The sequence below is a fragment of the Paenibacillus sp. 2KB_22 genome (assembly GCF_052115745.1).
Taxonomy (GTDB): Bacteria; Bacillota; Bacilli; order Paenibacillales; family Paenibacillaceae; genus Paenibacillus.
On record NZ_JBFRHG010000002.1, the window covers coordinates 1,119,345 to 1,143,722 of the forward strand.

At 47.2% G+C, this 24,378-nt stretch carries 19 protein-coding genes; 2 read left to right on the forward strand and 17 right to left on the reverse strand.

What is annotated here, in order from left to right; all coding sequences use genetic code 11:
• Positions 1-138: 138 nt before the first annotated feature.
• From pyrE to pyrR, 7 genes are all read right to left on the reverse strand, one after another.
• Positions 139-780: an orotate phosphoribosyltransferase gene (pyrE, locus tag AB4111_RS16010; RefSeq protein WP_442032326.1), complete on the reverse strand. Its 642-nt coding sequence runs from the start codon at positions 778-780 to the stop codon at positions 139-141.
• On the reverse strand, positions 777-1,517 hold the full coding sequence (pyrF, locus tag AB4111_RS16015; protein WP_442032327.1) for an orotidine-5'-phosphate decarboxylase: 741 nt from the start codon (positions 1,515-1,517) through the stop codon (positions 777-779). Before pyrF ends, pyrE begins: the two co-directional genes overlap by 4 nt.
• 101 nt (positions 1,518-1,618) lie before the next feature.
• Positions 1,619-4,837, reverse strand: a complete 3,219-nt coding sequence (gene carB, locus AB4111_RS16020; protein ID WP_442032328.1) for a carbamoyl-phosphate synthase large subunit — start codon at positions 4,835-4,837, stop codon at positions 1,619-1,621.
• 1 nt (position 4,838) lies between these two features.
• Positions 4,839-5,981 carry a glutamine-hydrolyzing carbamoyl-phosphate synthase small subunit gene (gene carA / locus AB4111_RS16025; protein WP_047843735.1) on the reverse strand — a complete coding sequence of 381 codons (1,143 nt, stop codon included), beginning with the start codon at positions 5,979-5,981 and terminating at the stop codon, positions 4,839-4,841.
• A 390-nt stretch (positions 5,982-6,371) separates the two neighbouring features.
• Complete coding sequence (locus AB4111_RS16030; RefSeq protein ID WP_442032329.1) at positions 6,372-7,676, reverse strand: dihydroorotase; 1,305 nt, start codon at positions 7,674-7,676, stop codon at positions 6,372-6,374.
• A gap of 126 nt (positions 7,677-7,802) precedes the next feature.
• A complete protein-coding gene (locus AB4111_RS16035; RefSeq protein WP_442032778.1) occupies positions 7,803-8,714 on the reverse strand; it encodes an aspartate carbamoyltransferase catalytic subunit in 912 nt (303 codons plus the stop codon).
• Positions 8,714-9,277 carry a bifunctional pyr operon transcriptional regulator/uracil phosphoribosyltransferase PyrR gene (pyrR, locus tag AB4111_RS16040; protein WP_017687330.1) on the reverse strand — a complete coding sequence of 188 codons (564 nt, stop codon included), beginning with the start codon at positions 9,275-9,277 and terminating at the stop codon, positions 8,714-8,716. The genes AB4111_RS16035 and pyrR overlap by 1 nt, the downstream gene beginning before the upstream one ends.
• Before the next feature lie 710 nt (positions 9,278-9,987).
• Here pyrR and AB4111_RS16045 point away from each other — a divergent pair.
• Positions 9,988-12,663 (forward strand): YhgE/Pip family protein, encoded by a 2,676-nt coding sequence (locus tag AB4111_RS16045; RefSeq protein WP_442032330.1) that lies wholly within the window; start codon positions 9,988-9,990, stop codon positions 12,661-12,663.
• 91 nt (positions 12,664-12,754) lie between these two features.
• Here AB4111_RS16045 and AB4111_RS16050 read toward each other — a convergent pair whose 3' ends face one another.
• From AB4111_RS16050 to lspA, 8 genes are all read right to left on the reverse strand, one after another.
• A complete protein-coding gene (locus AB4111_RS16050) occupies positions 12,755-14,056 on the reverse strand; it encodes a DUF6080 domain-containing protein (protein WP_442032331.1) in 1,302 nt (433 codons plus the stop codon).
• Between the two features lie 105 nt (positions 14,057-14,161).
• On the reverse strand, positions 14,162-14,482 hold the full coding sequence (locus AB4111_RS16055) for an EamA family transporter (RefSeq protein ID WP_442032332.1): 321 nt from the start codon (positions 14,480-14,482) through the stop codon (positions 14,162-14,164).
• Entirely contained in the window at positions 14,469-14,759 is a 291-nt protein-coding gene (locus tag AB4111_RS16060) for an EamA family transporter (RefSeq protein WP_442032779.1), read from the reverse strand. Before AB4111_RS16060 ends, AB4111_RS16055 begins: the two co-directional genes overlap by 14 nt.
• Positions 14,760-14,785: 26 nt before the next feature.
• The gene (locus tag AB4111_RS16065) at positions 14,786-15,418 is read right to left on the reverse strand and encodes an HAD family hydrolase (protein WP_442032333.1); all 633 of its coding nucleotides are present in this window, start codon (positions 15,416-15,418) and stop codon (positions 14,786-14,788) included.
• 18 nt (positions 15,419-15,436) lie between these two features.
• Positions 15,437-16,327 (reverse strand): decaprenyl-phosphate phosphoribosyltransferase, encoded by an 891-nt coding sequence (locus tag AB4111_RS16070; RefSeq protein WP_442032780.1) that lies wholly within the window; start codon positions 16,325-16,327, stop codon positions 15,437-15,439.
• Between the two features lie 203 nt (positions 16,328-16,530).
• Positions 16,531-17,784 carry an LL-diaminopimelate aminotransferase gene (locus AB4111_RS16075; RefSeq protein WP_253439293.1) on the reverse strand — a complete coding sequence of 418 codons (1,254 nt, stop codon included), beginning with the start codon at positions 17,782-17,784 and terminating at the stop codon, positions 16,531-16,533.
• Positions 17,785-17,894: 110 nt separating this feature from the next.
• Positions 17,895-18,857: an RluA family pseudouridine synthase gene (locus AB4111_RS16080; protein WP_442032334.1), complete on the reverse strand. Its 963-nt coding sequence runs from the start codon at positions 18,855-18,857 to the stop codon at positions 17,895-17,897.
• Positions 18,850-19,344: a signal peptidase II gene (lspA, locus tag AB4111_RS16085; RefSeq protein WP_091028497.1), complete on the reverse strand. Its 495-nt coding sequence runs from the start codon at positions 19,342-19,344 to the stop codon at positions 18,850-18,852. Before lspA ends, AB4111_RS16080 begins: the two co-directional genes overlap by 8 nt.
• A gap of 220 nt (positions 19,345-19,564) precedes the next feature.
• Between lspA and AB4111_RS16090 the strand changes: the two genes are divergently transcribed.
• Complete coding sequence (locus AB4111_RS16090; protein WP_442032335.1) at positions 19,565-20,302, forward strand: TraR/DksA C4-type zinc finger protein; 738 nt, start codon at positions 19,565-19,567, stop codon at positions 20,300-20,302.
• Between the two features lie 31 nt (positions 20,303-20,333).
• Here AB4111_RS16090 and AB4111_RS16095 read toward each other — a convergent pair whose 3' ends face one another.
• Positions 20,334-20,690, reverse strand: a complete 357-nt coding sequence (locus AB4111_RS16095) for a DUF5665 domain-containing protein (RefSeq protein ID WP_253439297.1) — start codon at positions 20,688-20,690, stop codon at positions 20,334-20,336.
• Positions 20,691-20,855: 165 nt separating this feature from the next.
• A complete protein-coding gene (gene ileS, locus AB4111_RS16100; protein ID WP_442032336.1) occupies positions 20,856-23,954 on the reverse strand; it encodes an isoleucine--tRNA ligase in 3,099 nt (1,032 codons plus the stop codon).
• Between the last annotated feature and the right edge of the window lie 424 nt (positions 23,955-24,378).

Sequence of the window (24,378 nt, forward strand, 5' to 3'; positions counted from 1 at the left end):
ATTTTGATGAACAAACGAAAAAAGCACCCCAAGGTATGGGATGCCTATTGCATATTCGATGGTTTTGCCGCTATGACGGCAATCATTACAATTTTGATACCGTTCATTCATGAACACTTTTTTGAGCTATCAATGATATTATTTACCAAATGAAGAAGGATCTTCACGCCAGGATTTCAGCAACTCAAAGTCACTCTCCTGAATCGTCCCCTGAGCCAAAGCCACATCCATCAGCGCCGTGTAATTGGACAGCGTCTGAAGCGGAATTCCAGCATCTTCGAATGCTTTAACACCCTTATCAAGCTGGTAGCTGAAGATGGCAAGCACGGCGAGCGGTGTTGCACCTGCTACGCGTACAGCTTCTGCTGCTTTGATCGAACTGCCACCTGTAGAGATCAGATCTTCAATGACAACTACTTTCTGTCCTTCAGCAATAAGACCTTCAATCAAGTTCTCTTTGCCATGTCCTTTCGCTTTATCACGAATGTAGGCCATCGGCAGATTCAGCTTCTGAGCCACCCAGGCAGCATGCGGGATACCTGCGGTTGCCGTACCTGCAATGACTTCTGCTTCCGGGTATTGATTACGAATAATCGTTGCGAAGGCTTCAGCAATATCGTTGCGAATCTCGGGATAGGACATCGTTAAGCGGTTATCGCAGTATATTGGTGATTTGATACCGGAAGTCCATGTAAATGGTTGCTGCGGACGCAATGCCACGGCTTTAATTTTCAACAGTTGGGAAGCAATATGGTTCGGAATCTCATTTAGTTCGATCATGCGTTCAACATCTCCTTCAAAATGGTTTCTGCCGCTTCTCGCGGATTGGGAGCGCCTGTAATCGGTCGGCCTACAACAATGTAATGGCTTCCTCTGGCGATGGCTTCACCCGGCGTCAAGACACGTGTCTGATCTCCCAGACCACTACCCGCTGGACGAATTCCTGGTGTAACGGTGTGAAACGCACTGCCACACGCTGCCCGAATTGCGGGCACTTCTAGTGGAGAAGCAACAACCCCATCCAGTCCGGCCTCTTGGGCCAGTCCTGCATAACGGACCACAGCAGCTTCCACGCTGCCCGGGATGCCAATCTCGTTGTTCATCGTTTCCAGACTTGTACTGGTCAGTTGGGTGACCGCAATGATCTCGGGTCTGTGTAAGGAAGGATCAGCGGCTATAGCTGCCTCAGCACCTTCACGTGCAGCACGCATCATGATCGTTCCACCCGCTGCATGCACATTGAACATGTCTACCCCAAGACGCGTGATACTCTCAGCACCGCCACGAACGGTGTTGGGAATGTCATGCATTTTCACATCCAGAAAAACGGAATAACCTTTGGATTTCAGCTCTCGAATGAAGTCCGGTCCTGCTGCGTAGAACAGCTGCATTCCTACCTTGAGATAACAGGGAATGCCTTCAAGAGCTTGTACCAATGCTTTCGCTTCTTCCGCTCCAGGATAATCAAGTGCCACCATCAGACGGCCAGCCATTTCATTGAAACTCGCGTGATTCATCACCAGCGCTCCCTCCACTTGCTCATTTTTTCCGTTTTTGCCCGATATAAAGGACATCCCGCCAGCCCGCAGGCTGACTGATGTCCTTCATCAGTGAATATTTATTTTACAAAGGCAGGCATTGCTTCTGAAGAGAAGTTGATCGTTTGCAGCATGATCAGCAGCGCACGAATCGTATCCAGTGAAGTCATACATACAATGCCGTTCTCTACCGCTTCACGACGGATACGGAATCCGTCACGCTGTGGTGTTTTGCCTTTGGTGAGTGTGTTGAAGACAAAGTTTGCTTCGCCGCTGCGAATCATATCCAGAATGTTCGGCGAACCTTCGCTTAATTTGTTCACCGTCGTTACCGGAATGTTCGCTGCTTCAAGCGCAGCTGCAGTTCCGCCGGTTGCCATGAGTTTGTACCCCAGTCTGTAGAAACCTTCGAGCAATGGTACAGCTTCGTCCTTGTCTTTGTCTGCTACAGTCACAACAATGGCTCCGGTTGCTGGAATTTTCATTCCTGCCCCGATGAGACCTTTGAACAACGCTTTAGCGTAATTCGGGTCACGACCCATAACCTCACCTGTGGATTTCATCTCAGGTCCGAGGGTTGGTTCAACACGACGCAGCTTCGCGAAGGAGAAGACCGGAACTTTGACAGATACATGGTCCGACTCAGGCCACAGCCCGTCAACATAACCAAGATCTTTCAGTTTTACACCCAGAATGGCTTGTGTTGCCAGGTTCGCCATCGGAATGTTGGTCACTTTGCTCAGGAATGGTACGGTACGGGATGAACGCGGGTTTACCTCGATAATGTATACTTGGCCATCATGGATAACAAACTGGATGTTGACCAAACCTACCGTTTTCAGTTCTTTCGCAATTTTGATTGTAATCTCTACAATTTTCTCTTTCATGTCCTGGGACAGATGTTGAGGAGGATATACCGCGATGGAGTCACCAGAGTGAACCCCTGCACGCTCGATATGTTCCATGATGCCCGGAATCAATACCGTTTCACCATCACAGATGGCGTCAACCTCAACTTCTTTACCCATCATGTAACGGTCGATCAGTACCGGATGCTCCGGATTGATTTTAACCGCCTGCTCCATGTACGTGAGCAATTCTGCATCGGAGTATACAATCTCCATCGCACGACCGCCGAGTACATAGGAAGGACGAACCAGTACCGGGTAGCCCAGACTTTGAGCTGTTTCTACAGCATCATCAACGGAAATCACCGTTTTACCTTTCGGCTGTGCAATCTCCAGACGGGAGAGCAGACGCTCAAACTTCTTGCGGTCCTCCGCCTCATCGATGCTTTCCAGATCCGTTCCGAGAATCGTTACACCTGCATTACGCAGTGGTGCTGCCAGGTTGATGGCCGTTTGACCACCGAACTGCACGATAACCCCTACTGGCTTCTCCTGTTCAATCACGTTCATGACATCTTCGAAGAAGAGCGGTTCAAAGTACAGACGATCTGATGTATTAAAGTCCGTCGACACAGTCTCCGGGTTATTATTGATAATGACTGCTTCATATCCTGCTTTTTGCAAAGCCCATACTGCGTGTACAGTAGAGTAGTCAAACTCGATACCTTGACCGATCCGGATTGGTCCTGAACCCAGTACCACAACTTTTTTCTTGTCGGAAGGGATCACTTCGTTCTCTGTCTCGTATGTTGAGTAGTAATATGGCGTTGTTGCTTCAAACTCGGCTGCACACGTATCTACCATTTTGTAGACTGGGCGCAGATTCTCTTCTTCACGACGAGTTCTAACTTCCGCTTCAGTTGTTAATGTGCCGCCAGGTTGACCTTGCGCACGCAGTTCGGCAATGGCGCGGTCCGTGAATCCAAGGCGTTTCGCTTGATACAGGATATCGGAAGACAATTCGGATTCTTCGCGAATGCGATCTTCGAATGCGATCAGACCTTCGATTTTGTCCAGGAACCACCAGTCGATCTTGGTCAGATCCTGTAGCTGTTGCAACGTATAACCTCTGCGGAATGCTTCGGCAATCAGGAAGATACGCTCATCATCCGCTTTGATCAGACGCTCGTTCAGCGTAGCTTCATCCAGCGTTTCGGCATCCTTCAGGTAGAGGCGGTGTACGCCAATCTCCAGGGAACGCACTGCTTTGTGAATCGACTCTTCAAATGTCCGGCCAATAGCCATCACTTCGCCTGTTGCTTTCATCTGAGTTCCCAGTTTACGGTTCGCCGAGATGAACTTGTCGAACGGCCAGCGTGGGATTTTGCTCACAATATAATCCAGTGTAGGCTCGAAGCAAGCATACGTTTGGCCTGTTACCGGGTTCACGATTTCGTCCAGTGTGTAACCCATGGCAATTTTTGCAGCCATTTTCGCAATCGGATAACCCGTTGCTTTGGAAGCCAGAGCCGATGAACGGCTTACCCGTGGGTTAACTTCGATAACATAGTATTGGAAGCTGTGTGGATCCAGTGCGAACTGTACGTTACATCCACCTTCGATGTTGAGGGCACGGATGATTTTCAGGGAAGCTGAGCGCAGCATTTGATATTCACGGTCCGACAGGGTTTGGCTTGGTGCTACGACGATACTGTCGCCTGTATGAACACCTACCGGGTCAAAGTTTTCCATGTTGCAGACAACGATACAGTTATCGTTTTTGTCCCGCATAACCTCATACTCGACTTCTTTCATGCCTGCAATACTCTTCTCGACCAGACATTGCCCAATTGGGCTGTAACGAATTCCCGCTGCCACAGTTTCGCGCAGCTCTTCTTCGTTCGCACAGATTCCGCCGCCTGTTCCGCCCAGCGTATACGCTGGACGCACGATGATTGGATAACCAATCTCATTTGCAAATTCAAGTGATTCTTCAAGTGTCGTTACAATCACACTCTCAGGTACAGGCTGTTCAAGTTCACGCATCAGGTCACGGAACAGATCACGATCTTCCGCTTTCTCGATGGATGTCAGCTGCGTTCCGAGCAATTTTACATTTTCACGTTCCAACACGCCTGCACGTGCCAGTTCCACAGCCATGTTCAGACCTGTCTGACCACCCAGTGTTGGCAACAAGCCGTCTGGACGCTCCTGACGAATGATTTGGGTTACAAAATCCAGTGTGATTGGCTCAATGTAGACTTTGTCAGCCATGTTGGTATCCGTCATAATGGTCGCCGGGTTGCTGTTGATAAGTACAACTTCCACGCCTTCTTCTTTCAGAGCCTGGCAAGCTTGTGTACCGGCATAGTCGAACTCGGCCGCTTGACCGATGACGATTGGACCGGAACCAATCACCAGGATTTTTTTGAGATCTTTGTTAATCGGCATGTTATTGTGCTCCTTTCACTGCGGCTGCCAATACGGCTTGACGCGGCTTTTGCGGGTTAGTGATTTTGTGCTCGCGAATCATCTCGATGAAGCGGTCGAACAGATAACTGTTGTCGTACGGACCCGGGGCTGCTTCTGGGTGATATTGAACCGAGAATGCCGGGAAGGATTTATGTTTCAGACCTTCAATGGTCTTATCGTTATTGTTGATATGTGTAACTTCCAGGTCCGTGCTCTTCACAGACTCCTCGTTTACGGTAAATCCATGGTTCTGGGATGTGATGAAGCAACGTCCGCTCTCCAGTTCTTTCACCGGGTGGTTTCCTCCGCGATGTCCAAACTTGAGTTTTTCGGTGTCTGCTCCTGCTGCAAGTGCGAACAACTGGTGACCCAGACAGATACCGAAGATCGGGTATTCGCCAAGCAATTCACTGATCATGTTAACTGCGTGAGGTACGTCTTTCGGGTCCCCAGGGCCGTTGGACAATTGAATGCCGTCCGGGTTCAGGCGACGAATCTCGTCTGCTGTTACATCGTGTGGAACAACAACAACGTCACAGTTACGTTTGCTGAGTTCGCGCAAGATTCCTGTTTTAGCACCGTAATCCACGAGCACAATACGCTCAGCCGTTCCCGGGCTGTTGTAGACATGCTCTGTAGAAGTCATTGGCACTTGGTTACGCAGCTCGGCAATGGTAGTGTCTCCCATCATCTCCAGCAGTTCTTCCACAGGCTTCGATCCTGTTGTGAGAATTCCCTTCATTGTGCCGTGGTGACGAATCCGGCGAGTCAACATGCGTGTATCAATTTCGCTGATTCCTACGATACCGTATTCCTTAAGCAGATTGTCTACGCTATATTCCGCACGCCAGTTGCTTGGCGTTGGCTCATGACGACGTACAACGAAACCGTGCACGTATGGACGAATCGACTCAAAGTCATCACGCGTAATGCCGTAGTTTCCGATCAGCGGATACGTCATGGTTACGATTTGACCGCAATAGGAAGGATCCGAAAGCACCTCTTGATAGCCTGTAATTCCCGTATTAAAAACGACCTCACCTGTCGTTTCACCTTCAGCACCGAATGCTTTCCCGGTGAACAGTGTGCCGTCTTCCAACAATAATCTTGCCTGTGCCTGCATCCCATTTCACTCCTCTGTGTTTATCAACGTTGAATGCATTTGGGTTGAACGTTAGCATACAGTAGCGTGGCACTCCGTGGACAGAAAACCCTTCAATCGCTGTTATCCCCGGATTACTTTGATCCATTTTCAAATGGTGTAATCCGGTGATAAAGGCGAACGCTTCGCTTTTCAGGGTCCTTTCTGTCCACTTCGTAAGCTAATGTGGCGCACAAATTCAAAATCATGACATTCAACTTTGCTTGTTTCGTATATTGGACTCTCGGCAAGATTGCCTCGAGTTAACTTTAAGATGTTACTGGTATAAAAGTTGTAGAATTTAGAGTTATAAAGACCTGATGTTATAAAGAGTTAATGATAGAAACTTTATTAATTTGATGAGTTGCCGTTTTACTGTTGTACCGTGTTATCCCACACGCTTTTGCCATCCACCCATGTTTGTACGGCCCAGCCTTTCAGCTTCCAGCCTGTGAACGGTGTGTTTCTTCCTTTGGTTGCAAACGTTGCAGGATCAACCGCTTTTTCCTCGTTCAGATCAATCATTGTGATATCCGCTGGTGCTCCTTCTTCCAGTTTGCCAGTATCCAGTCGGAATACACGTGCCGGATCAGCTGTCATGCGTTTCACCAGGAAGTCCAAGCTCCAAAGTCCTGTTTCCACAAACTTCGTGTACAGCAACGGGAAGGCTGTTTCGAATCCAACGATTCCGAATGGTGCCAGCTCCATGCCTTTGGCTTTCTCTTCTTCACTGTGTGGCGCGTGATCAGTTACGATCATGTCCAGCGTGCCGTCCAGCAAACCTTCGATACACGCCTGCACATCACGTGGTGAGCGTAGCGGAGGGTTCATCTTCCAGTTGGCGTCCATGCCCGGGATATCTTCATCCGACAACACCAGATGGTGCGGACACACCTCAGCAGTTACTTTAATGCCGATGGATTTCGCCAGACGAATCAGGCGAACCGATTGCTCTGTGCTTACGTGGCAGACGTGGTAATGAACTCCCGTTGCTTCTGCGAGCAGAATATCACGGCCTACATGGATAGCCTCGGATTCATTAGGAATGCCTTTGATACCATGACGTTTGGAAAACTCGCCTTCCGTCACATATCCACCTACAACCAGTGAGTCATCTTCACAGTGAGCGATCACTGGCATATCCATGCTTGCTGCGAGGCTCATGGCATCTTTCATCATTTGAGCGTTTTGTACGCCGACACCGTCATCCGTGAATCCGATAGCCCCTGCTTCTTTCAAAGCGGCAAAATCGGTAAGTTCACGACCCAGTTCGTTTTTGGTAATGGCTGCATAAGGCAACACTTTTACCAGATCGGCTTCTTTGGCTTTATCCAGTACCAGCTTCACAACTTCCGGGCTGTCAGTTACTGGTCTTGTGTTTGGCATGCAGGCAATCGTTGTAAAACCACCTTGTGCTGCTGAACGGGCACCTGTCTCGATCGTCTCTTTATGTTCGAATCCAGGTTCACGCAGATGCACGTGCATATCGATCAATCCTGGAATGACCATTTTGCCTGATGCGTCTGTCACATGATGCGCTGACTTTTCGGCATCCAATACGGCTTGATCTTCCAGGCCAGCGATCTTTTTAATTTTACCTTCATCTATAATGATGGTTTTCCGTTCGAGTTCCCCTTGTTGATTCAAGATGTTCGCATTCTTTATAATCTGTAGCATAATTGCCCTCCGCTTCGGTTCTGTCCGGCTTACCAGGCAAGCCGGATGATTTTTTTATCGTTTACTCTCTTATTGCTCTATAAGAACCGCCATCTTCGTCAGCCTATGACCCACAGCCAGACCCTGTTACAGTTTCATCGCACGTTCCATAACCGCCATGCGGATTGGAACGCCGTTTGCCATCTGCGGGAAGATCCGCGATGCTTCACTCTCCACAACCGCGTCATCTACCTCGACGTTGCGATTCACTGGAGCAGGGTGCATGATAATCGTGCTTGGTTTTAGGCGAGACGCCCGTTCTTCCGTCAATCCGTAGTGTTCGCGATAATCCTCAGCTGAAGTAATTAAGCCATGTTGATGACGTTCCAGTTGAACACGGAGCATCATGACTACATCTGCATCCAGCGCTTCTTCAAGACCGACATAAGGAGCATGCTCTGCGAGTTCCGGTGCCTGCATCGTTTGCGGTGCACAGAAGCGTACATCTGCGCCAAACTTTTGCAGTGCCCACAGGTTGGAGCGCGCTACGCGGCTATGCAGAATGTCACCTATGATGGAGACACGCAAGCCTTTCAGTTCGCCAAATGCTTTCCGCATCGTGTAGAGGTCCAGCAACGCCTGTGTGGGATGCTCATTGTTGCCGTCTCCGGCGTTCACGAGCGGAACACTCACTTTTTTAGCCAGCTGTTGCAGAACGCCTGCCGGTTTCAACCGGATCACGCCTGCATCAATGCCCATCGACTCAAGTGTTCGCACCGTATCGTAGATGGACTCTCCTTTTTCCACACTGGATGCGGCTGCCGTAAAGTTCAGAACTTGTGCGCCCAGGCGTTTCTCTGCCATTTCGAAGGAGAAGCGGGTACGTGTGCTGTTCTCGAAGAACATGTTTGCAACGAAGCGTGATTCAAGTACAGGAACCAGTTTCGCTTTCTGCGCTTCCCAGTGAGCCGCCCTGTTCAGAATGGACTCGATCTCTCCTCGGCTAAGTTCCTTCAGTCCAAGCAAGCTCCGGTCTCTCAATGCTGTCTGTGTAATCATCATGCTTGCTCCCCCCGGTTCTGAGTGATTTTGACTTCGTCCTGTCCGTCCGTTTCCATGAGTGCAACTTCGATCTCCTCTGATTTGGAAGTCGGCACATTCTTGCCGATAAAATCAGGTCGAATCGGAAGTTCCCGGTGTCCGCGGTCTGCGAGCACCGCCAGCTGAATGTTCTGTGGTCTTCCACAGTCCATCAGGGCATCCATCGCTGCGCGAATCGTCCGTCCGGTATAGAGCACATCATCGAACAAAATCACTTTTTTGTTATGGATCGAAAGTGATTCAGGTGTCATAATCAACATTTCCTTGCGATTCGCTTTGTTTTCGTCCAAGCGATCATCGCGGTAAGGAGTCACATCCAGTTCTCCCCAGGGGACTTTAGCGCCTTCGATTTCTTCAATCTTCGCGGCAATCCGTTCTGCGAGGTAAACCCCGCGTGTACGAATACCGACCAGCACACAATCGTCGATTCCTTTGTTTTTCTCCAATATCTCATGGGCAATCCGTGTTAATGCGCGGCGGATCGCCGTCTCATCCATAATGACATGTGTCTCTGTGCTCATGCGTTCAGCCTCCTCAGGATTTCCCTTCAGATCATGGCCCCGTGACGAGGAGAACAAAAAAGACTCCTTGCCGTGTTTATTGGCAAGGAGTCTCCGAACTTCAGACCGCTCTGAAGAAAGTTTACTCTCGGGGATGCATCGCTTCATTTGCCGCAGCAAAAAAACGATGTATCGTTCACGTTACCTTGCCAGTCTCACGGGACTGATTTAAAGGTGCTATTCATGTCGTTCATATTGCAGGACCTCACAGGGTTCTGTAATCAATATGTCCGTTTGTCTTCATGAATTATGACAGAAAGACAACCCCCTGTCAACACCTCACCATCGCAGGTGAAAACCCTCTGCTACATTCTTCTTAGAATCAGCAGTTAGCCTGAAAAACATCCATGCACAATACATCTCATTGGTTATTCATAATTATACAACATTTCTGCATATTTATCCATAGAAAAAATGAGAAATTCGAGATAACCAAAATAAACCACTGACTATGCTTAAGTAGAGACATAACACTTCTTTATAGAACAAACGGTAAGTTTCAATTTACGCATTAAATGAAGGCTCTGAATTAGTACCAAGTGAAATGGGTACAGTTTATAAACATAAACCCATTCATAGATGCTGCTGTAATGCCGATATACATAAGATTCGCAAATATGCGAGATGGAAATAAGATACGCCCTACATTTATGTACATTTAGGAGGAAGTCATGCGTCACATTTGGCACGTTTACAAAACAGACTGGTTGCATATTCTGAAGGTTCCCACAGGTATATTTCTAATTGTGGCTATCATTTTACTGCCCGGAGTGTATGACTGGGTCAACGTGAAGTCCGTATGGGACCCGTACAGTAACACCCAAGGGATCAAAATTGCAGTGACAACCGAGGACGCGGGTGCGACTGTTGCAGGAACCCATGTTAATATCGGAGACGAACTGGTATCCAGCCTCAAACACAACGAAAAGCTGGGCTGGACTTTTGTAGATCGGGCTGAGGCTAGTCGAGGTGTACAAACTGGAGAGTACTATGCAAGCCTGCTCATTCCCGGAGACTTTTCGTCCAAAATTACAGGTATTGTTGACGGAAAGCTGGAGCGTCCAGAGGTAATCTATACCGTTAATGAGAAAGTGAATGCCATTGCTCCTAAAATCACAGGCTCTGGTGTATCTGCCATAACAACACAAATCAATGAGAATTTCACTGAAGCCGTCAGTGAGGCCGTTCTTACCAAGTTGAAGGAAGCCGGGGTTGAAATTAACGCCCAGCTTCCAACTTTGCGCAAGATGGAGAATGGCATTTTCACCCTGGAGAAAAATCTTCCGGCCATCCAAGCGGCGGGTCAAAAGGTACTGGAAGTGGAAAAAGCCATGCCTGAGATTGTAAAAGATGCTCAAAAGATCGTCGAAATCGAAAAAAAACTACCTGAAATCAATGAAGCGGCACAGTATGTGCTCAAGGTGCAGGAATATTGGCCACAAATTAATGATGCGGCTTCGGAAGTGCTGGCTATTCAAGGGCGAATACCGGATATACAAAAAGCTGTAGAACGCATTCGAGAAGTGGATGCAAACTTTGGTCAGGTATCCGCTGTCATCCAAACGGCCTTGGATAAAACCGACAAGGCTCTCTCTATCGTAACCGCCGCAGAGCAGGATCTGGACAAGGTATCACAAATCGCGGGCAACGGGATTGAGCTGGCCGAAAGCTTGAATCAATTTGTAGATTCAAGTGAAGAAGCGTTCCAGGCTATTGGTCCGACGATCCGCCAAAATCTGCTGCTGGTGCAGCAAATTACTAACGCTGCTGGAGACGTATTTGCACAACTGCAAAATTCGGATCTTAATCACCTGCCAACAGAAGAAGATCTGGACCGGGTTGCTGCACGCTTGGGCATTGCGGTAAAACTTGTTGACAGTATGGCAGAACTGCTGGGCAAAATAGACAACTTGCTTCCAAGCCATCCACTTGCCGAACAAATTAATCAGCTGAACTCCGTTTCAGATAAACTTCAGTTACAAATCCGTCTGGCTGGAATCATCAGTGATGCCATGAGTCGCAATACAACGCCGCCCGCAGACATCATTGCTCAATTAAATACTCTGTCCAAGGAGATTAGCAGTGGCATTGGCAATTTCTTAACTACCTACGAAAGTGAAATATCACCGGCTCTATCGGCTGGCGTGGATAAATTGCGGTCCATCCTCTCCACTTCTTCAAGTGCACTGCAAGGAGCAAGAGATCGAATTCCGGATATTGCGGACATTCTTGCATCTGCCAAAGAAGGGATTACGTTTGGACAGACCGAGTTGACGAAAATCCAGAGCGAACTGCCCCAAATACAATCTAGGATCCACGAGATATCAGAGACACTCGCGAGCAAAAGTGAAAGTTTTATTCAAGCTTTGAACACAGTGTCTTCATTAATTCGAAACGATCTGCCCAAGCTGGAAACCAAACTGAACGAAGCCGCTAATTTTGTTCGTCATGATCTGCCTAATGCCGAGAAACAGATAGGCAAAGCAGCCGATTTTGTTCAGAACCAGCTTCCAGAGGTCGAAAAAGGGGTCCATCGTGTTGCTACACTGGTACGTGATGATCTGCCAGCATTGGAAAGTGCCATCAGCAAAGCTGCTGACAAGCTCAGGGAAGTCGAAGGTAATAACCAGTTTGCCGAGCTCGCCAAACTTTTGCGCGGTGATATCGAAGAAGAGAGTGCCTTCCTTGCAAGTCCAGTGCAAATCAAGGAACAGCAGCTTTACCCGATTCCGAATTATGGATCGGCCATGTCGCCATTTTATGGCGTGCTGTCCTTGTGGGTCGGTTCAACACTGCTGATCTCCCTGCTTCGTGCTGAAGCCGAGAATCCGGATGGCAAGTTCCGGGGATACGAGTTGTATCTCGGACGTCTTGCTACTTTTCTAACCATTGGATTGCTCCAAGCGGTATGCGTCACCTTGGGAGATATCTTAATCCTTGGTACCTATGTCGCCGATAAACTGTGGTTTGTCCTGTTTGCCATGCTGGCGAGTGCCGTATTTGTCACCATCACGTACACCCTGCTGTCCGTTTTTGGAAATATCGGAAAAGGGATCGCCATCATCTTTATGGTGTTCCAGTTCTCCAGCTCTGGCGGTACGTTCCCAATCAGCATGACATCACCCTTTTTCCAGGCATTGAATCCGTTCATGCCCTTCACGTATGCGATCAGTCTGCTGCGTGAGTCGGTGGGCGGTATATTGTGGTCTACTGCCATTAAGGATATTCTGTGGTTGTGTATGTTCATCGCGCTGAGTCTCATTGTTGCTCTCGCTTTGAAACGCCCACTCAGCAGTCTCACCAAACGTTCAGCCGAGAATGCCAAGAAGACCAAAATTATCGCTTAACTCATTAGCTGGACACTAAATAAGATAAGGCCATTGGACTTTCCATCCAATGGCCTTATCTTATTTCCTTATATGAATCGATACGTTTTGATTATTTCACTGACCGCTCCTGTTCCAATTGATCATAGGATTGCTTGATTGTTGTTAATGTTTCTACGTGGCGATAGATATTGTTACTTGCCGAAACGATAACACATAACATGATTAAGCCTATAATCGCTTTTTTCCCCAATCCCGGACGAAGGCTGATGACGAAACCTCCACCCAACAGGAAGAACGCAAACAGATAGTGCCCTGCATACAGGTACATATCATATTGAAATACAGCCAGACCAAAGCCCACGACTACATGAAGCAAAAAGGCAAACAGAATATATGGCACAAGGGTCCATACTTCACGTTCACGAATGCCCTTAATGAAGCCCATGAGTGCCAGTAATAAAATAAAGATACCTGTAATCTGTACAACGATTGGATTGGAACGGGATAGATCCGTAACAAAGGCTGCCATGCCCGGGTCCAGTAAATGCATCTTCGGTGTCATCATCGGATTGATGGTTAGCATGTTCAATGCTTTCCAGTGGATAGCGAACTGGAATGGTGTTGCATAGCTAGTTCCACCATTTTGAATGCCCAATAGCCAATTACTAACCCAGCTGCGACCTCCAAATGCAACATATTGAACACCTGTTAATACAGCAATAAACAGAACCGCCAAGGCCATGATGCCGATGTATTTTTTAAAATTGGCCTTACGCCATGCATGCATATTGAAGAAAGTGGCAGCAGCAAACGGTACGATATTGGTCGAGGTTAGTCCGAAGTTAATGGACGCAATCAATGCATTAGGTACATAACGTACGTCCTGACGCTCACGAGTGTACTGCATGTATACCACGGAGAACAGAATAACGAACTGTACATAAGGATACGAATCCGGAATCAATGCGGTATACATCAGGTAGGAACTGAAACCAAACAGTAAGGCGAACAGCAACGGTACAATGGTCGGTTTATCTTCTTTTTGACTTAGGAACAGATACGCCAGCACCACCGAACCCGCATTTACCAGAGATTGCAGGACTAGAAAGAACCAGTTACCTCCCAGCAGCTTCGCTACAGCCGCAAGAGCGACTGCGAGAAAGGAAATCAGTGGATGGATAACGGAAGAACTGTTGTCCCCATAATACATTGAAGGATCAAAGTTGAATAAATTGAGTGGAAACAGCGTTGTATTAAATGGGGTATACTTTCCAAGCAGTTCTGCATTATTTTCAATGTACAGAACGTACGAGCCGTTCATTAAACCATAGAATAGAGCAAATCCTGCAAACAGGTAAAAGGCTGTCCAGTTGGCTCTGCGATTATAAAATAAGTAGTCCAAAAATTTCATGCTATCATTCACATCCAATAAATTTTATAAAAAACCATCATAATTTGAGCGATTGGAAGGTCATTCTGTCATCGCAGTGTTCGTGTAAATAATGGATAGTTCAAATTAGAACACCAATAAACATAGGCCACCCATAATACATGCCACACCGATCCAGCGTAAAGGGCCCACCGTCTCTTTAAATACCAACATCGCAATGATCAGGGTCCAGACATAGGTTAACGCGTTCGCAGGCAGTACAACGGTTAATGGAAGAAACTTCAACAATACAATATTCAGCAACGCACCGGTTCCATAGAATCCGAGTCCCATGAGTAGATGCAGACGATTGCGACTAGATGCATAAGCTTTCAGTCCGGCCCCGCCCAGTGCACCACACAACGTCATGACAATTAATACGGCAACCATCCAGCTATCGATCAACACTGGTTAATGTCACCCCGATTCCAAGCAGTACGACTGCTGCCAGCTTCTGCACCGTAATTTCTTCCCCAAGCAAAAAATATCCATAGATTAAGGCAAATACGTAGCTGGCACACATCAAAGGATAAGCAACAGAGAGTTTTTCCAGAGCATAAGCTTTAATCATCAAAATGGCTCCAAGTCCATAACACAGAAAACCAACACCAAGGTAGATCCACTCGGTTAGTCCCCATTTCCAGAACAATTGACCTGTTGCTGTCAGAAAAGCAGAAACGAGCATCAACCATTTACCGGTATGACGCGATTTTATTTCCCCCACGTTAATGCCTCCATGTCCGGAACACGCTTGTTAATAAAGTATCGTTGACTCACTAGCTGCATGACAGGAAGGTCGGATAAAGAGTCCGAGTAGGAACATGACTGGTCATAATCAATGACCATATTCTTCTCGTTTAGATAAGCCTGAATTCGGCGGACCTTCTCTTCCCCTTTGCAATTGCTGCCATCAATTCTGCATGTGTAACCATTCGCATGACGGACAAGTTCAGTTCCAATGACATGATCCACCCAGGGAAAGTTTTTAAAGTATTTCATATAGGCATGCGGAGAAGCAGTGACCAGCAAGACATGATATCCTGCTTCTTTGCGATGCTGCATCTCTACACTGGCCTCGGCAAATATGGACGTACGCAAGCGAGTATCAAAGAAATGTTCTAGATCTTTTTCAGACATACGCTCAATTTCTTGAAAGTAGGATCGTTTGACTTGTTCAACCGTCATGATGCCTGCCTTGAATAACACGGTATGTAATGCAATGACAGGTAGTCTCCATACCTGCCACGGGTAACGGCGAACACCGTAATGCACAAATTGGAACATGGAATCACTGCGTATGATCGTTTTATCAATATCAAAAATTGCGACTTTCGTGCTTTTCACCCTGATCCCCCTCAGCCTTTATTCAAAGATAGTAAAAATGGTAACAACACTGATCACATACAAAATCACCGTAATTAATATGGGCTTGTCCTCAAACAGTACACGATCAGGCGACCCGCCCTGGTTCTTCATGTGGATCAGATAGAGATAACGGAACATGCCATATATGACCAGTGGAATGGTCCACATCAGGTGAATGGTCCGATCTGAAGTAAATGTGAACAGGGAATAACTGATAATCGTAGCTGTCGTCACAATTGTATTGAATTGATCCAGCAACGTAATGGAGTAGTTATCCAAAACCTTACGGTGTGAGCCCGTATTCCCCTCAAGCAGCGTAAGTTCATTTCTGCGTTTGCCAATGGCCAAAAACAATGACAACAGCATGGTACAGATCAAAAACCACGGTGTGAATGGTACATGGATCAGCACACCACCTGCAATGGCACGAAGTACAAATCCGGCTGCAATGGTCATCATATCCAGAATGACGAGATGTTTCAGCACAAATGAATACGACACATTCAACAGGAAATAGACGATACATAACACCCCGAATAGAGGGTTCATTATGAAGGCCGTTCCGACGGAAAGGATTAACAGAATAATACCAAACAACAAAGCATGACTCGGATTCACCTGCCCAGATGCCATGGGACGATATTTTTTCACCGGATGCTGTCGATCCCTGTCCCGGTCTACAAAGTCATTTAAAATATAAACACAGCCTGCAACGAGGCTAAATAGAATAAAACCAAGCAAAGTCGCAAGAATGGTTTCTGTCCGAATCTCCTCAAAAGAGAATAGTAACGCAGCAAATAACAGCAGATTTTTAGTCCACTGTTTGGGTCTTAACAATCTGATTAATCCTGACGCTGTACTGCCTGTTCCTGTAGCCGGTGAGGACACCGTACTTGTTCGTGATGATAACAATTGTAATAACTCCCTTCAAAAACAACTTCTGTATATAACAAATAACGTAAAGATCTAATCATATGTTGCTTGTATAATTTTGTAAAGGGAGTAAATGAAAAAAATCTAATAGAACATAAAAAAGAGACCGTTACCGGTCTCTTCGTTTTAACACATGATTAATCTATAGGGTATTACAATTAAAATTCGAATTGCACGTCGCTCAGACGACGTTTGATCTCAGCAATAACGCGTTTCTCTTCTTCTTCACCCTTAGCTTCAAAGGTTACGGAGAAACGAACAAAGTTACCAGCATCATCCCAAGGTACGGATGAGATCAGTTTCTCACGGATCAGGAATTGGGAGAAATCTTCACCGGATTCGAAGCGACGTCCGCCAACCACACCTTTTGGTGCTTCCACATACAGGAAGAATGAACCTTTAGGTTTTTCAGCCTGGAAGCCCAGTTCGTTCAATGCGGCAACGAGCATGTCGTGACGACGGGAATATTTCTCTGCAATTTTCTCCGTAATTTCTGGGTGATTCAATCCATAAGCAGCAGCCTTTTGAATCGCGATGAACTGACCGGAGTCATTGTTGTCCTTCACGTCGCTAAATGCTTTGACTACAAGCGGGTTACCCGCTACGAATCCGATTCTCCACCCCGTCATGTTGTAGGACTTGGATAAAGAGTGCAGCTCTACGCCGACATCCTTCGCTCCAGGTACCGACAGGAAGCTGAACGGTTTTTTGCCATCATACGTCAATGCTGCGTATGGAGCATCATGTACAACCACAACGTTGTATTTCTTAGCCCACTCAACGACTTCAGTGAAGAACTCCACCGTTGCGCTTGCGCCTGTCGGGTTGTTCGGGTAGTTCAGGTAGAGCAACTTCGCACGTTTTGCGATGTCTTCCGGAATAGCCGTCAGATCAGGCAGGAAGTTGTTCTCTTTCGTCAATTGGATGTTGAACACTTCTCCACCCAGATATTTTGTGTGTGTACCCATAACCGGGTACCCTGGAACGGTCATGATTGTCACATCACCCGGATTGATGAAGCATGAAGGCATCATTGCCAAAGCCGGTTTGGAACCAATGGAGTGCACGATTTCAGTATCAGCATCGATACCGTCTACGTTAAATACGTTTTTCAGGTAAGAAGCAGCAGCAGCCTTGAATTCAGGAATACCATTGTCGGCATAACCACGGTTCTCAGGTCTGGAAGCTTCTTCAGCAAGTGCAGCTACAATGCCTGCATCCGCCATTTCATCCGGTTCACCTACACCAAGGTCAATCAGTTCCACATCGGGAAAATCTTTTTTGGCCGAAGCTTTGGCACGTTTGATTTTCTCGAATTTATAAATGTTCGTGTCTTTACCATAGTTGGAGCCACCGATACGGTCGGCAAAATTAGTCTGAATGTAAGTTTCTTGGTATTTATCGATACTCATAACGTTGTTCATCTCCTCATTTGACGCAAATTTCTACAATTTAATATGAAGCATTTGCGTGATCAAAGCCATGGACAAAGTATCCGAACATTTGTACTTTCTTGGAACGGTTACCGACTGCGTAGTGAGGCAAGAACGTCTTCCATATCCTGAGGAAGCGGAGCTGAGAATTCAAGGTATTCTCCCGTTGTTGGATGCACAAATCCAAGAATGGCCGCATGAAGAGCCTGTCCTTGCATTTTGATGCCTTTATTCCGTCCATAAGTTGGATCTCCTACAAGCGGGTGACCAATAAATTTCATGTGAACTCGAATCTGGTGAGTACGTCCTGTCTCCAGTTTCAATTCCAACAAGGTGTAATCTTTAATCCGCTCTGTAACGGTAAAATGCGTAACGGCATGTTTACTGTTACGTTCCGTGACCGTATACATTTTGCGGTCATTGGTATCTCGTCCAATCGGTGCATCAATGGTCCCTTGATCATGGTTAAGATGTCCATGAACGAGCGCAATATAACGTCTATTCACCGTATGATCCTTCAACTGAGCAGCCAGTGATGCATGAGCACGATCGTTCTTGGCAGCCATGATCAGGCCGGAGGTATCCTTATCGATACGATGCACAATACCAGGGCGCAACTCCCCATTAATACCCGAGAGGTCTTTGCAGTGATACATGAGTGCATTAACGAGGGTACCGGACGTATGTCCTGGTGCTGGATGCACCACAAGACCACGCTGTTTGTTAATCACGATCAAGTCGCTGTCTTCGTATACCACTTCCAGTGGAATATCTTCGGCAACGATCTCAACAGCAGTTGGTTCTGGAATCTGTAACTCGACCAGATCCCCTTCGGATAACTTGGCATTGGCTTTAACTACAGCACCATTTACCGTAACCATTCCGTCTCCGATCCACAATTGAACTTGGGAGCGAGATACGTTATCTACCGCTTCCGTAATATATTTGTCAATTCGTTCTTTTTTATGTTCAGCGGCAACGGTCCATTCCATACGTTCATTGCCATTCATTAGTTCTTCGTCGTTAATCTGTTCCTTGTTAGGATTACTCATGATGTTCATTCCCTTCAATCTTCGCGGCTGCTTTTTCGCGCCGTCCTTCAAGTAACGTCTCCACAATGATCAACGCTACACCGATGCAGATTGCCGAGTCTGCAATGTTAAAAATGGGAAACGTATAGCTTCCAAAATTAAGTTGTACAAAATCCACAACTTCTCCGGTCAATGCCCGGTCAAGGAAGTTGCCAATTGCTCCACCAAGCACCAAACTAAGCGCCACAGGCAGCAATTTGTGCGGGGTATCTTTTACCTTTTGCAAATACCAAATCAAGGCAACGACCACAATCAACGTAACCACGATAAAGAACCAACGCTGGTCTTGCAGAATGCCAAAAGCTGCTCCTGAGTTACGATGTGATGTGATGACAAAGAAATTGCCGATTACCGGAATTTCTTCTCTGAGTTCCATCCGGGTTGCAATCAGATACTTGGTTCCCTGATCCAATAAAAATACGATAAAAGCGAGGATATAATACACCACGTTTGTTTGTCACTCCGTTCTTGTCTTTTCCAAACGATACCAGGCTTACGCCAGGCTTGTTTATTGTAGCACAGCTGTTTGGAAATCGTCCACGACGCGCTACATCACAATGCTTATGGCAAAAGCGATAACATTTCCCTTCTGTAATCTTGCCCATAATGGCACATCCTACAATAGAGTCAAAATCCGGATTCCAGCATGAAGCAGAAAGGGGAAAATCATGTCACATTTCACTACTGAACAACTGCAATTTTTACGTTCCCAACTGATGTCCGATAAGCGCGATATTGAACATAGACTGTCGGAAAACGAGCATTATGGCCTTGGAGACTCCCTTAAACTTCAGACAGGTGAACTATCACCAATTGATAACCATCCTGGCGACTTAGCTACGGAGGTGTATGAACGCGAGAAAGATATTTCCCTACTGGAACATGATGAATTCCAATTGGAGCGAATCGATTCTGCACTGCACTCCATCGAAGAAGGACATTATGGTACATGTGCGGTCTGCCAGCAACCCATCCCTTATGAACGTATGGAAGCTGTTCCCTATACTAAATATTGCAAAAAACATCAACCGGAAACCGTCGTCTCTGAAAACCGCCCTGTAGAGGAAGAATTCCTCGCCCCGGCATTCGGTCGAACAAGTCTGGACGAGCGTGATGATCAAAACGGCTTCGATGGTGAGGACGCCTGGCAAATTGTTGAAAGCTGGGGCACATCGAACTCACCAGCCATGGCTGAGGGACGCGATATCGATAGCTATGACGTTATGGCCATTGAAGCCACCGATGAAGTGGAAGGCTGCGTTGAAGCGTACGAAAGCTTCGTTGCAACGGACATCTATGGTCATGACGTATCCATCGTGCGCAATCGGCAATATCGCCAGTATCTGGAGAACCGTGAGGGCGAGGGTCTGTTAGAACCGGATATGGAGACGGATGACATTTACTAACTGCACTTTGATATCATTCACCTTTAATCGCTTAGTAGGTGTTCATATCAAGCTGACGTTGGACAATGCGCACAATATCAGCGATGTAGTCTCCAACAATGGGAAGATTGAGCGCCCCGAGTAGCTGTAAAACGTAAATGATCGTTGCTGCAAAAAAGGTAAAACCAATCGCGATCCCCACACCTCGTGCGGCTCCAGACAACAAGTTAAGCCCGATTAATTTCCATGGCCTGTTCAGCAATTCTGTGTATTGCGCAATGCGTGAACGTTCCAGTTCATTCGCCAGACGGTTCGTCAGGGTATGTAGCTCTTCAATTTTGTCATGCGAATTCAGATGATCTGATGTTGATGGTGTAGCAGTTGCTGTTTGCTTGTCATGTTCGCTCATGTTTTGGTCAGTTCCTTTGATCAATATAGATTGACTGCACTATAGAATCATTTCCTTTTTGCTTAAAAAACAAACGAGCCCAGAACCAGGGAAAATGTCCCTGCCTCTGCGGCTCGTTTGTTTATGCTCTATATGCTCTCCCTGTTGAATGGGAAATGCTTCGAATTATGCTTCGATGTAAATACCGATCGATTTGCCTCCGGCTTCAACACGTTCCATGGACTCATTTGAGCCAAATGTCACTTCGGTTACGAGAACATTCTCACGCAACACATCATCAAACGCCTGAATAGCTTCCTGAAGGGATGCATCCACATCCAAAGTCAGACGTACTCTTTTCTCAATCGGCAGGTCCAGTCGTTTCCGGGTATCCTGTACAGCACGAACCACTTCACGAACCCAGCCTTCCTGTTCCAATGCTGGCGTGATTTCGGTATTGAGTGCAACCGTCAGACCGTAACCCGATGCAGAAGCAAAACCTGATTTTGCCTGTTTATCAACCAATAATTCTTCGCTCGTCACCTGCAGCTCTTCGCCTTCCGGAGAAACGATGTTCAGCACACCCTCCGAAACGACTTTACGTGTCTCATCGGCCGACATTCCCTTGAAGAAGTTTTGCAGGAATCCTACATTTTTACCGTATTTCTTACCTGCAACTTTCAGGTTCAGCTTCAATGTAAAGTCAACGAATTCCGCATCGTTATGCTCCGTACGGATTCCTTTTACATTGATCTCTTCCTTGATGATCTCTTCATAACTTGCCAGGTCAAAGCCTTTATCCAGAGAAACGATCAATTCGGACAGCGGCTGACGTGTCTTGATGCCTGTTTCGTTACGAACATTACGGGCAAGTTCAACCACACGGCGTGCCGTCTCCATATCCTGTTCCAGTCCTGCATCAATTAGCGATTCATTGGCTACCGGATAATCTTCCATGTGCACACTCTCGCCTGTTGCAAGGTTCAGATAGATATCTTCTGCGAGCATCGGTGTAAACGGAGCAACCAGTTTTGCAGTAGTCACCAATACCTCGGTCAATGTGCGGTAAGCATCCAGTTTATCCTCTGTCAGGCCACTTCCCCAGAACCGGTCACGGGAACGACGGATATACCAGTTACTCAGCTCATCGACAAATGCTTCAATCGCTTTGGAGGAGTTCAGATAGTCGTTAACCAACAACGCTTTTTCTACAACCAGGATCAGACTGTTCAGCCTCGACAGAATCCAGCGATCCAGCTTGTGTGCGGACAGTTGGAACGGATGCTCCTGTGGATCAAATCCATCGATGGTAGCATATAGCGTCAGGAATGCATGGGTGTTAACCAGTGTATCCACCATTTTGGATTTTGCTTCGCCTACGATACCTTTGGAGAAACGTTTGCTGTTCCATGGTGCACTGTCAGACAACAAAGCCCAGCGGAATGCATCTGTACCGTATTCTTCAATCACTTCCCAAGGATCGATAACGTTACCTTTGGATTTGGACATCTTCTGTCCGTTCTCATCCAGAACGTGTCCTGTAGCCATAACTGCTTTGTAAGGCGCTTTGCCTGTCAAAAGGGTAGAAACCGCCAGCAAGCTGTAGAACCAGCCACGTGTCTGGTCAATCCCTTCACAGATCATATCAGCAGGATACTGCTGTTCGAATACTTCTTTATTTTCAAATGGATAGTGCTGCTGGGCAAACGGCATGGAGCCGCTGTCGAACCAGACATCGATCACTTCCGGTGTACGTTTCATTTCATATTTGCCACAAGAGCTCATGACTTTAACGTCATCCACATACGGTTTATGCAATTCAAGATTCTCAGGCACATCACCTACCGCACGGGCACGTAATTCTGCAATGCTGTGTGGAGCAAATTGTTCGCCAGTCTCCTCGCACACCCAGATGTTCAGCGGAGTTCCCCAATAACGATCACGGCTGATGTTCCAATCCACCAGATCCTCAAGGAATTTACCGAAACGTCCTTCACGAACGTGGCCAGGGTACCAATCCACTTCACTATTGTTGGCAATCAATTGGTCCTTGATGGCTGTTGTTTGGATAAACCAACTGTCCATTGCATAGTACAATAGTGGTGTATCACAACGCCAGCAGAATGGATAGCTGTGTTCATATTTTTCTTTGCTAAACAAACGTCCATTCTCAGACAGATATCGCACGATATCAATATCACAATCCTTCACGAAACGTCCGGCAAAGTCAGTAACCTCAGCGACAAATTTACCTTCCAGGTCCACCATGTTCACAAAGCTGATACCATTCTCACGGCATACACGGTAGTCATCTTCACCATGGGCAGGAGCCATGTGTACGATACCCGTACCACTTGCATCCGTTACAAAGCCTGCGCCCAGAATGATGTTAGCTTTCTCAGCCTGTACGTAGTTGAACGGAGGATCATATGTTTTGCCAACCAGGTCGGCACCTTTCAGTGCACCAATGATCTCATACTCACCCTTGGTATCTTTCATCACTTTCTCCACCAGATTGGTTGCCATGATGTACACTTCATCCCCTTGACGTACACGGGAGTAGTCCATTTCCGGATTCACGGCAAGTGCTACGTGTGAAGGCAGCGTCCAAGGTGTCGTTGTCCAAGCAAGCACGAATTCTCCGCTGTCATTCAGCTTGAATTTTGCTGTAGCGCTCAGGTCTTTGACGTCTTTGTACCCTTGTGCAACCTCATGGGAACTCAGTGTCGTCTGGCAAGATGGGCAATACGGGCTCACACGATGGCCCCGATACAACAGGCCTTTCTCATGGATTGTCGCCAGGATGTTCCATACACTCTCAATGTAGTTGTTATCAAGGGTGATATATGGGTTATCCATATCCGTCCAATATCCGATACCTTCTGTCAAATCACGCCATTGTTGCTCGTACTCGAATACGCTCGCTTTACATTCGTTAATGAATTTCTCCACGCCGTAATCTTCGATTTCCCACTTGTGGGAGATGCCAAGCTTCTTCTGTACACCCAGTTCTACTGGCAGACCGTGTGTATCCCAACCCGCTTTACGAACAACACGGTAACCCTTCATCGTGTTATAACGACCAACAAAATCCTTGATTACGCGTCCCAGAACGTGACCGATATGCGGTTTTCCGTTCGCTGTAGGCGGCCCTTCATAAAATACGAAGTTTGGCTTGCCCTCGCGGTTTTCGATGGATCTTTTGAATGTATTCTCCGTTTTCCATTTATCTAACACGCGTAATTCTCTGGCACGTGCCTTCTCTTTGACGTCAACTCGTTGCATGATGATCATCTTCCCTTTCTTTGGTTAGATTGTGGACCGTCCACAAAAAGCGTTTCAATCCCCCTAAATCCCCCTTGCCAAGGGGGACCCCATAGGCGCTCCGCCCTCTGGACACCCGGAATCGGTTGTCGATTGGGGAACAGTTGCGCCGCTTGTGGGCGAGGGTTTATGTGCGTAGTGGCGGCCATTTTGAGGCTGTTCCCTGCGTGAACGCCGCATGGCCTTACCGCGAGGCGGGTGTTGCCGGGTGCTTCGCTCACCCGTCGGGTGGCTCTCTCCTTGAGGTCCCTTCGGGCCTCATGGACGCTCGCCTTGGCGAAACCCCGGCTGCAGGGTGCTTCGCTCACCCGGCGAGCGGCTCTCTCCTTGAGGCACCTTCGGGCCTCATGGGCGTTCGCCTTAGCGAACCCTGTGTGCCGGGTGC

Coding starts and splice junctions, on each gene's coding strand:
- AB4111_RS16095 (WP_253439297.1), bottom strand. CDS start 20,690: ATGAGCGAACATGACAAGCAAACAGCAACTGCTACACCATCAACATCA.
- carA (WP_047843735.1), bottom strand. CDS start 5,981: ATGCAGGCACAGGCAAGATTATTGTTGGAAGACGGCACACTGTTCACC.
- AB4111_RS16035 (WP_442032778.1), bottom strand. CDS start 8,714: ATGATTACACAGACAGCATTGAGAGACCGGAGCTTGCTTGGACTGAAG.
- AB4111_RS16080 (WP_442032334.1), bottom strand. CDS start 18,857: ATGAGTAATCCTAACAAGGAACAGATTAACGACGAAGAACTAATGAAT.
- AB4111_RS16060 (WP_442032779.1), bottom strand. CDS start 14,759: ATGCTCGTTTCTGCTTTTCTGACAGCAACAGGTCAATTGTTCTGGAAA.
- AB4111_RS16090 (WP_442032335.1), top strand. CDS start 19,565: ATGTCACATTTCACTACTGAACAACTGCAATTTTTACGTTCCCAACTG.
- AB4111_RS16045 (WP_442032330.1), top strand. CDS start 9,988: ATGCGTCACATTTGGCACGTTTACAAAACAGACTGGTTGCATATTCTG.
- AB4111_RS16030 (WP_442032329.1), bottom strand. CDS start 7,676: ATGCTACAGATTATAAAGAATGCGAACATCTTGAATCAACAAGGGGAA.
- AB4111_RS16075 (WP_253439293.1), bottom strand. CDS start 17,784: ATGAGTATCGATAAATACCAAGAAACTTACATTCAGACTAATTTTGCC.
- pyrR (WP_017687330.1), bottom strand. CDS start 9,277: ATGAGCACAGAGACACATGTCATTATGGATGAGACGGCGATCCGCCGC.
- pyrE (WP_442032326.1), bottom strand. CDS start 780: ATGATCGAACTAAATGAGATTCCGAACCATATTGCTTCCCAACTGTTG.
- AB4111_RS16050 (WP_442032331.1), bottom strand. CDS start 14,056: ATGAAATTTTTGGACTACTTATTTTATAATCGCAGAGCCAACTGGACA.
- carB (WP_442032328.1), bottom strand. CDS start 4,837: ATGCCGATTAACAAAGATCTCAAAAAAATCCTGGTGATTGGTTCCGGT.
- ileS (WP_442032336.1), bottom strand. CDS start 23,954: ATGCAACGAGTTGACGTCAAAGAGAAGGCACGTGCCAGAGAATTACGC.
- pyrF (WP_442032327.1), bottom strand. CDS start 1,517: ATGAATCACGCGAGTTTCAATGAAATGGCTGGCCGTCTGATGGTGGCA.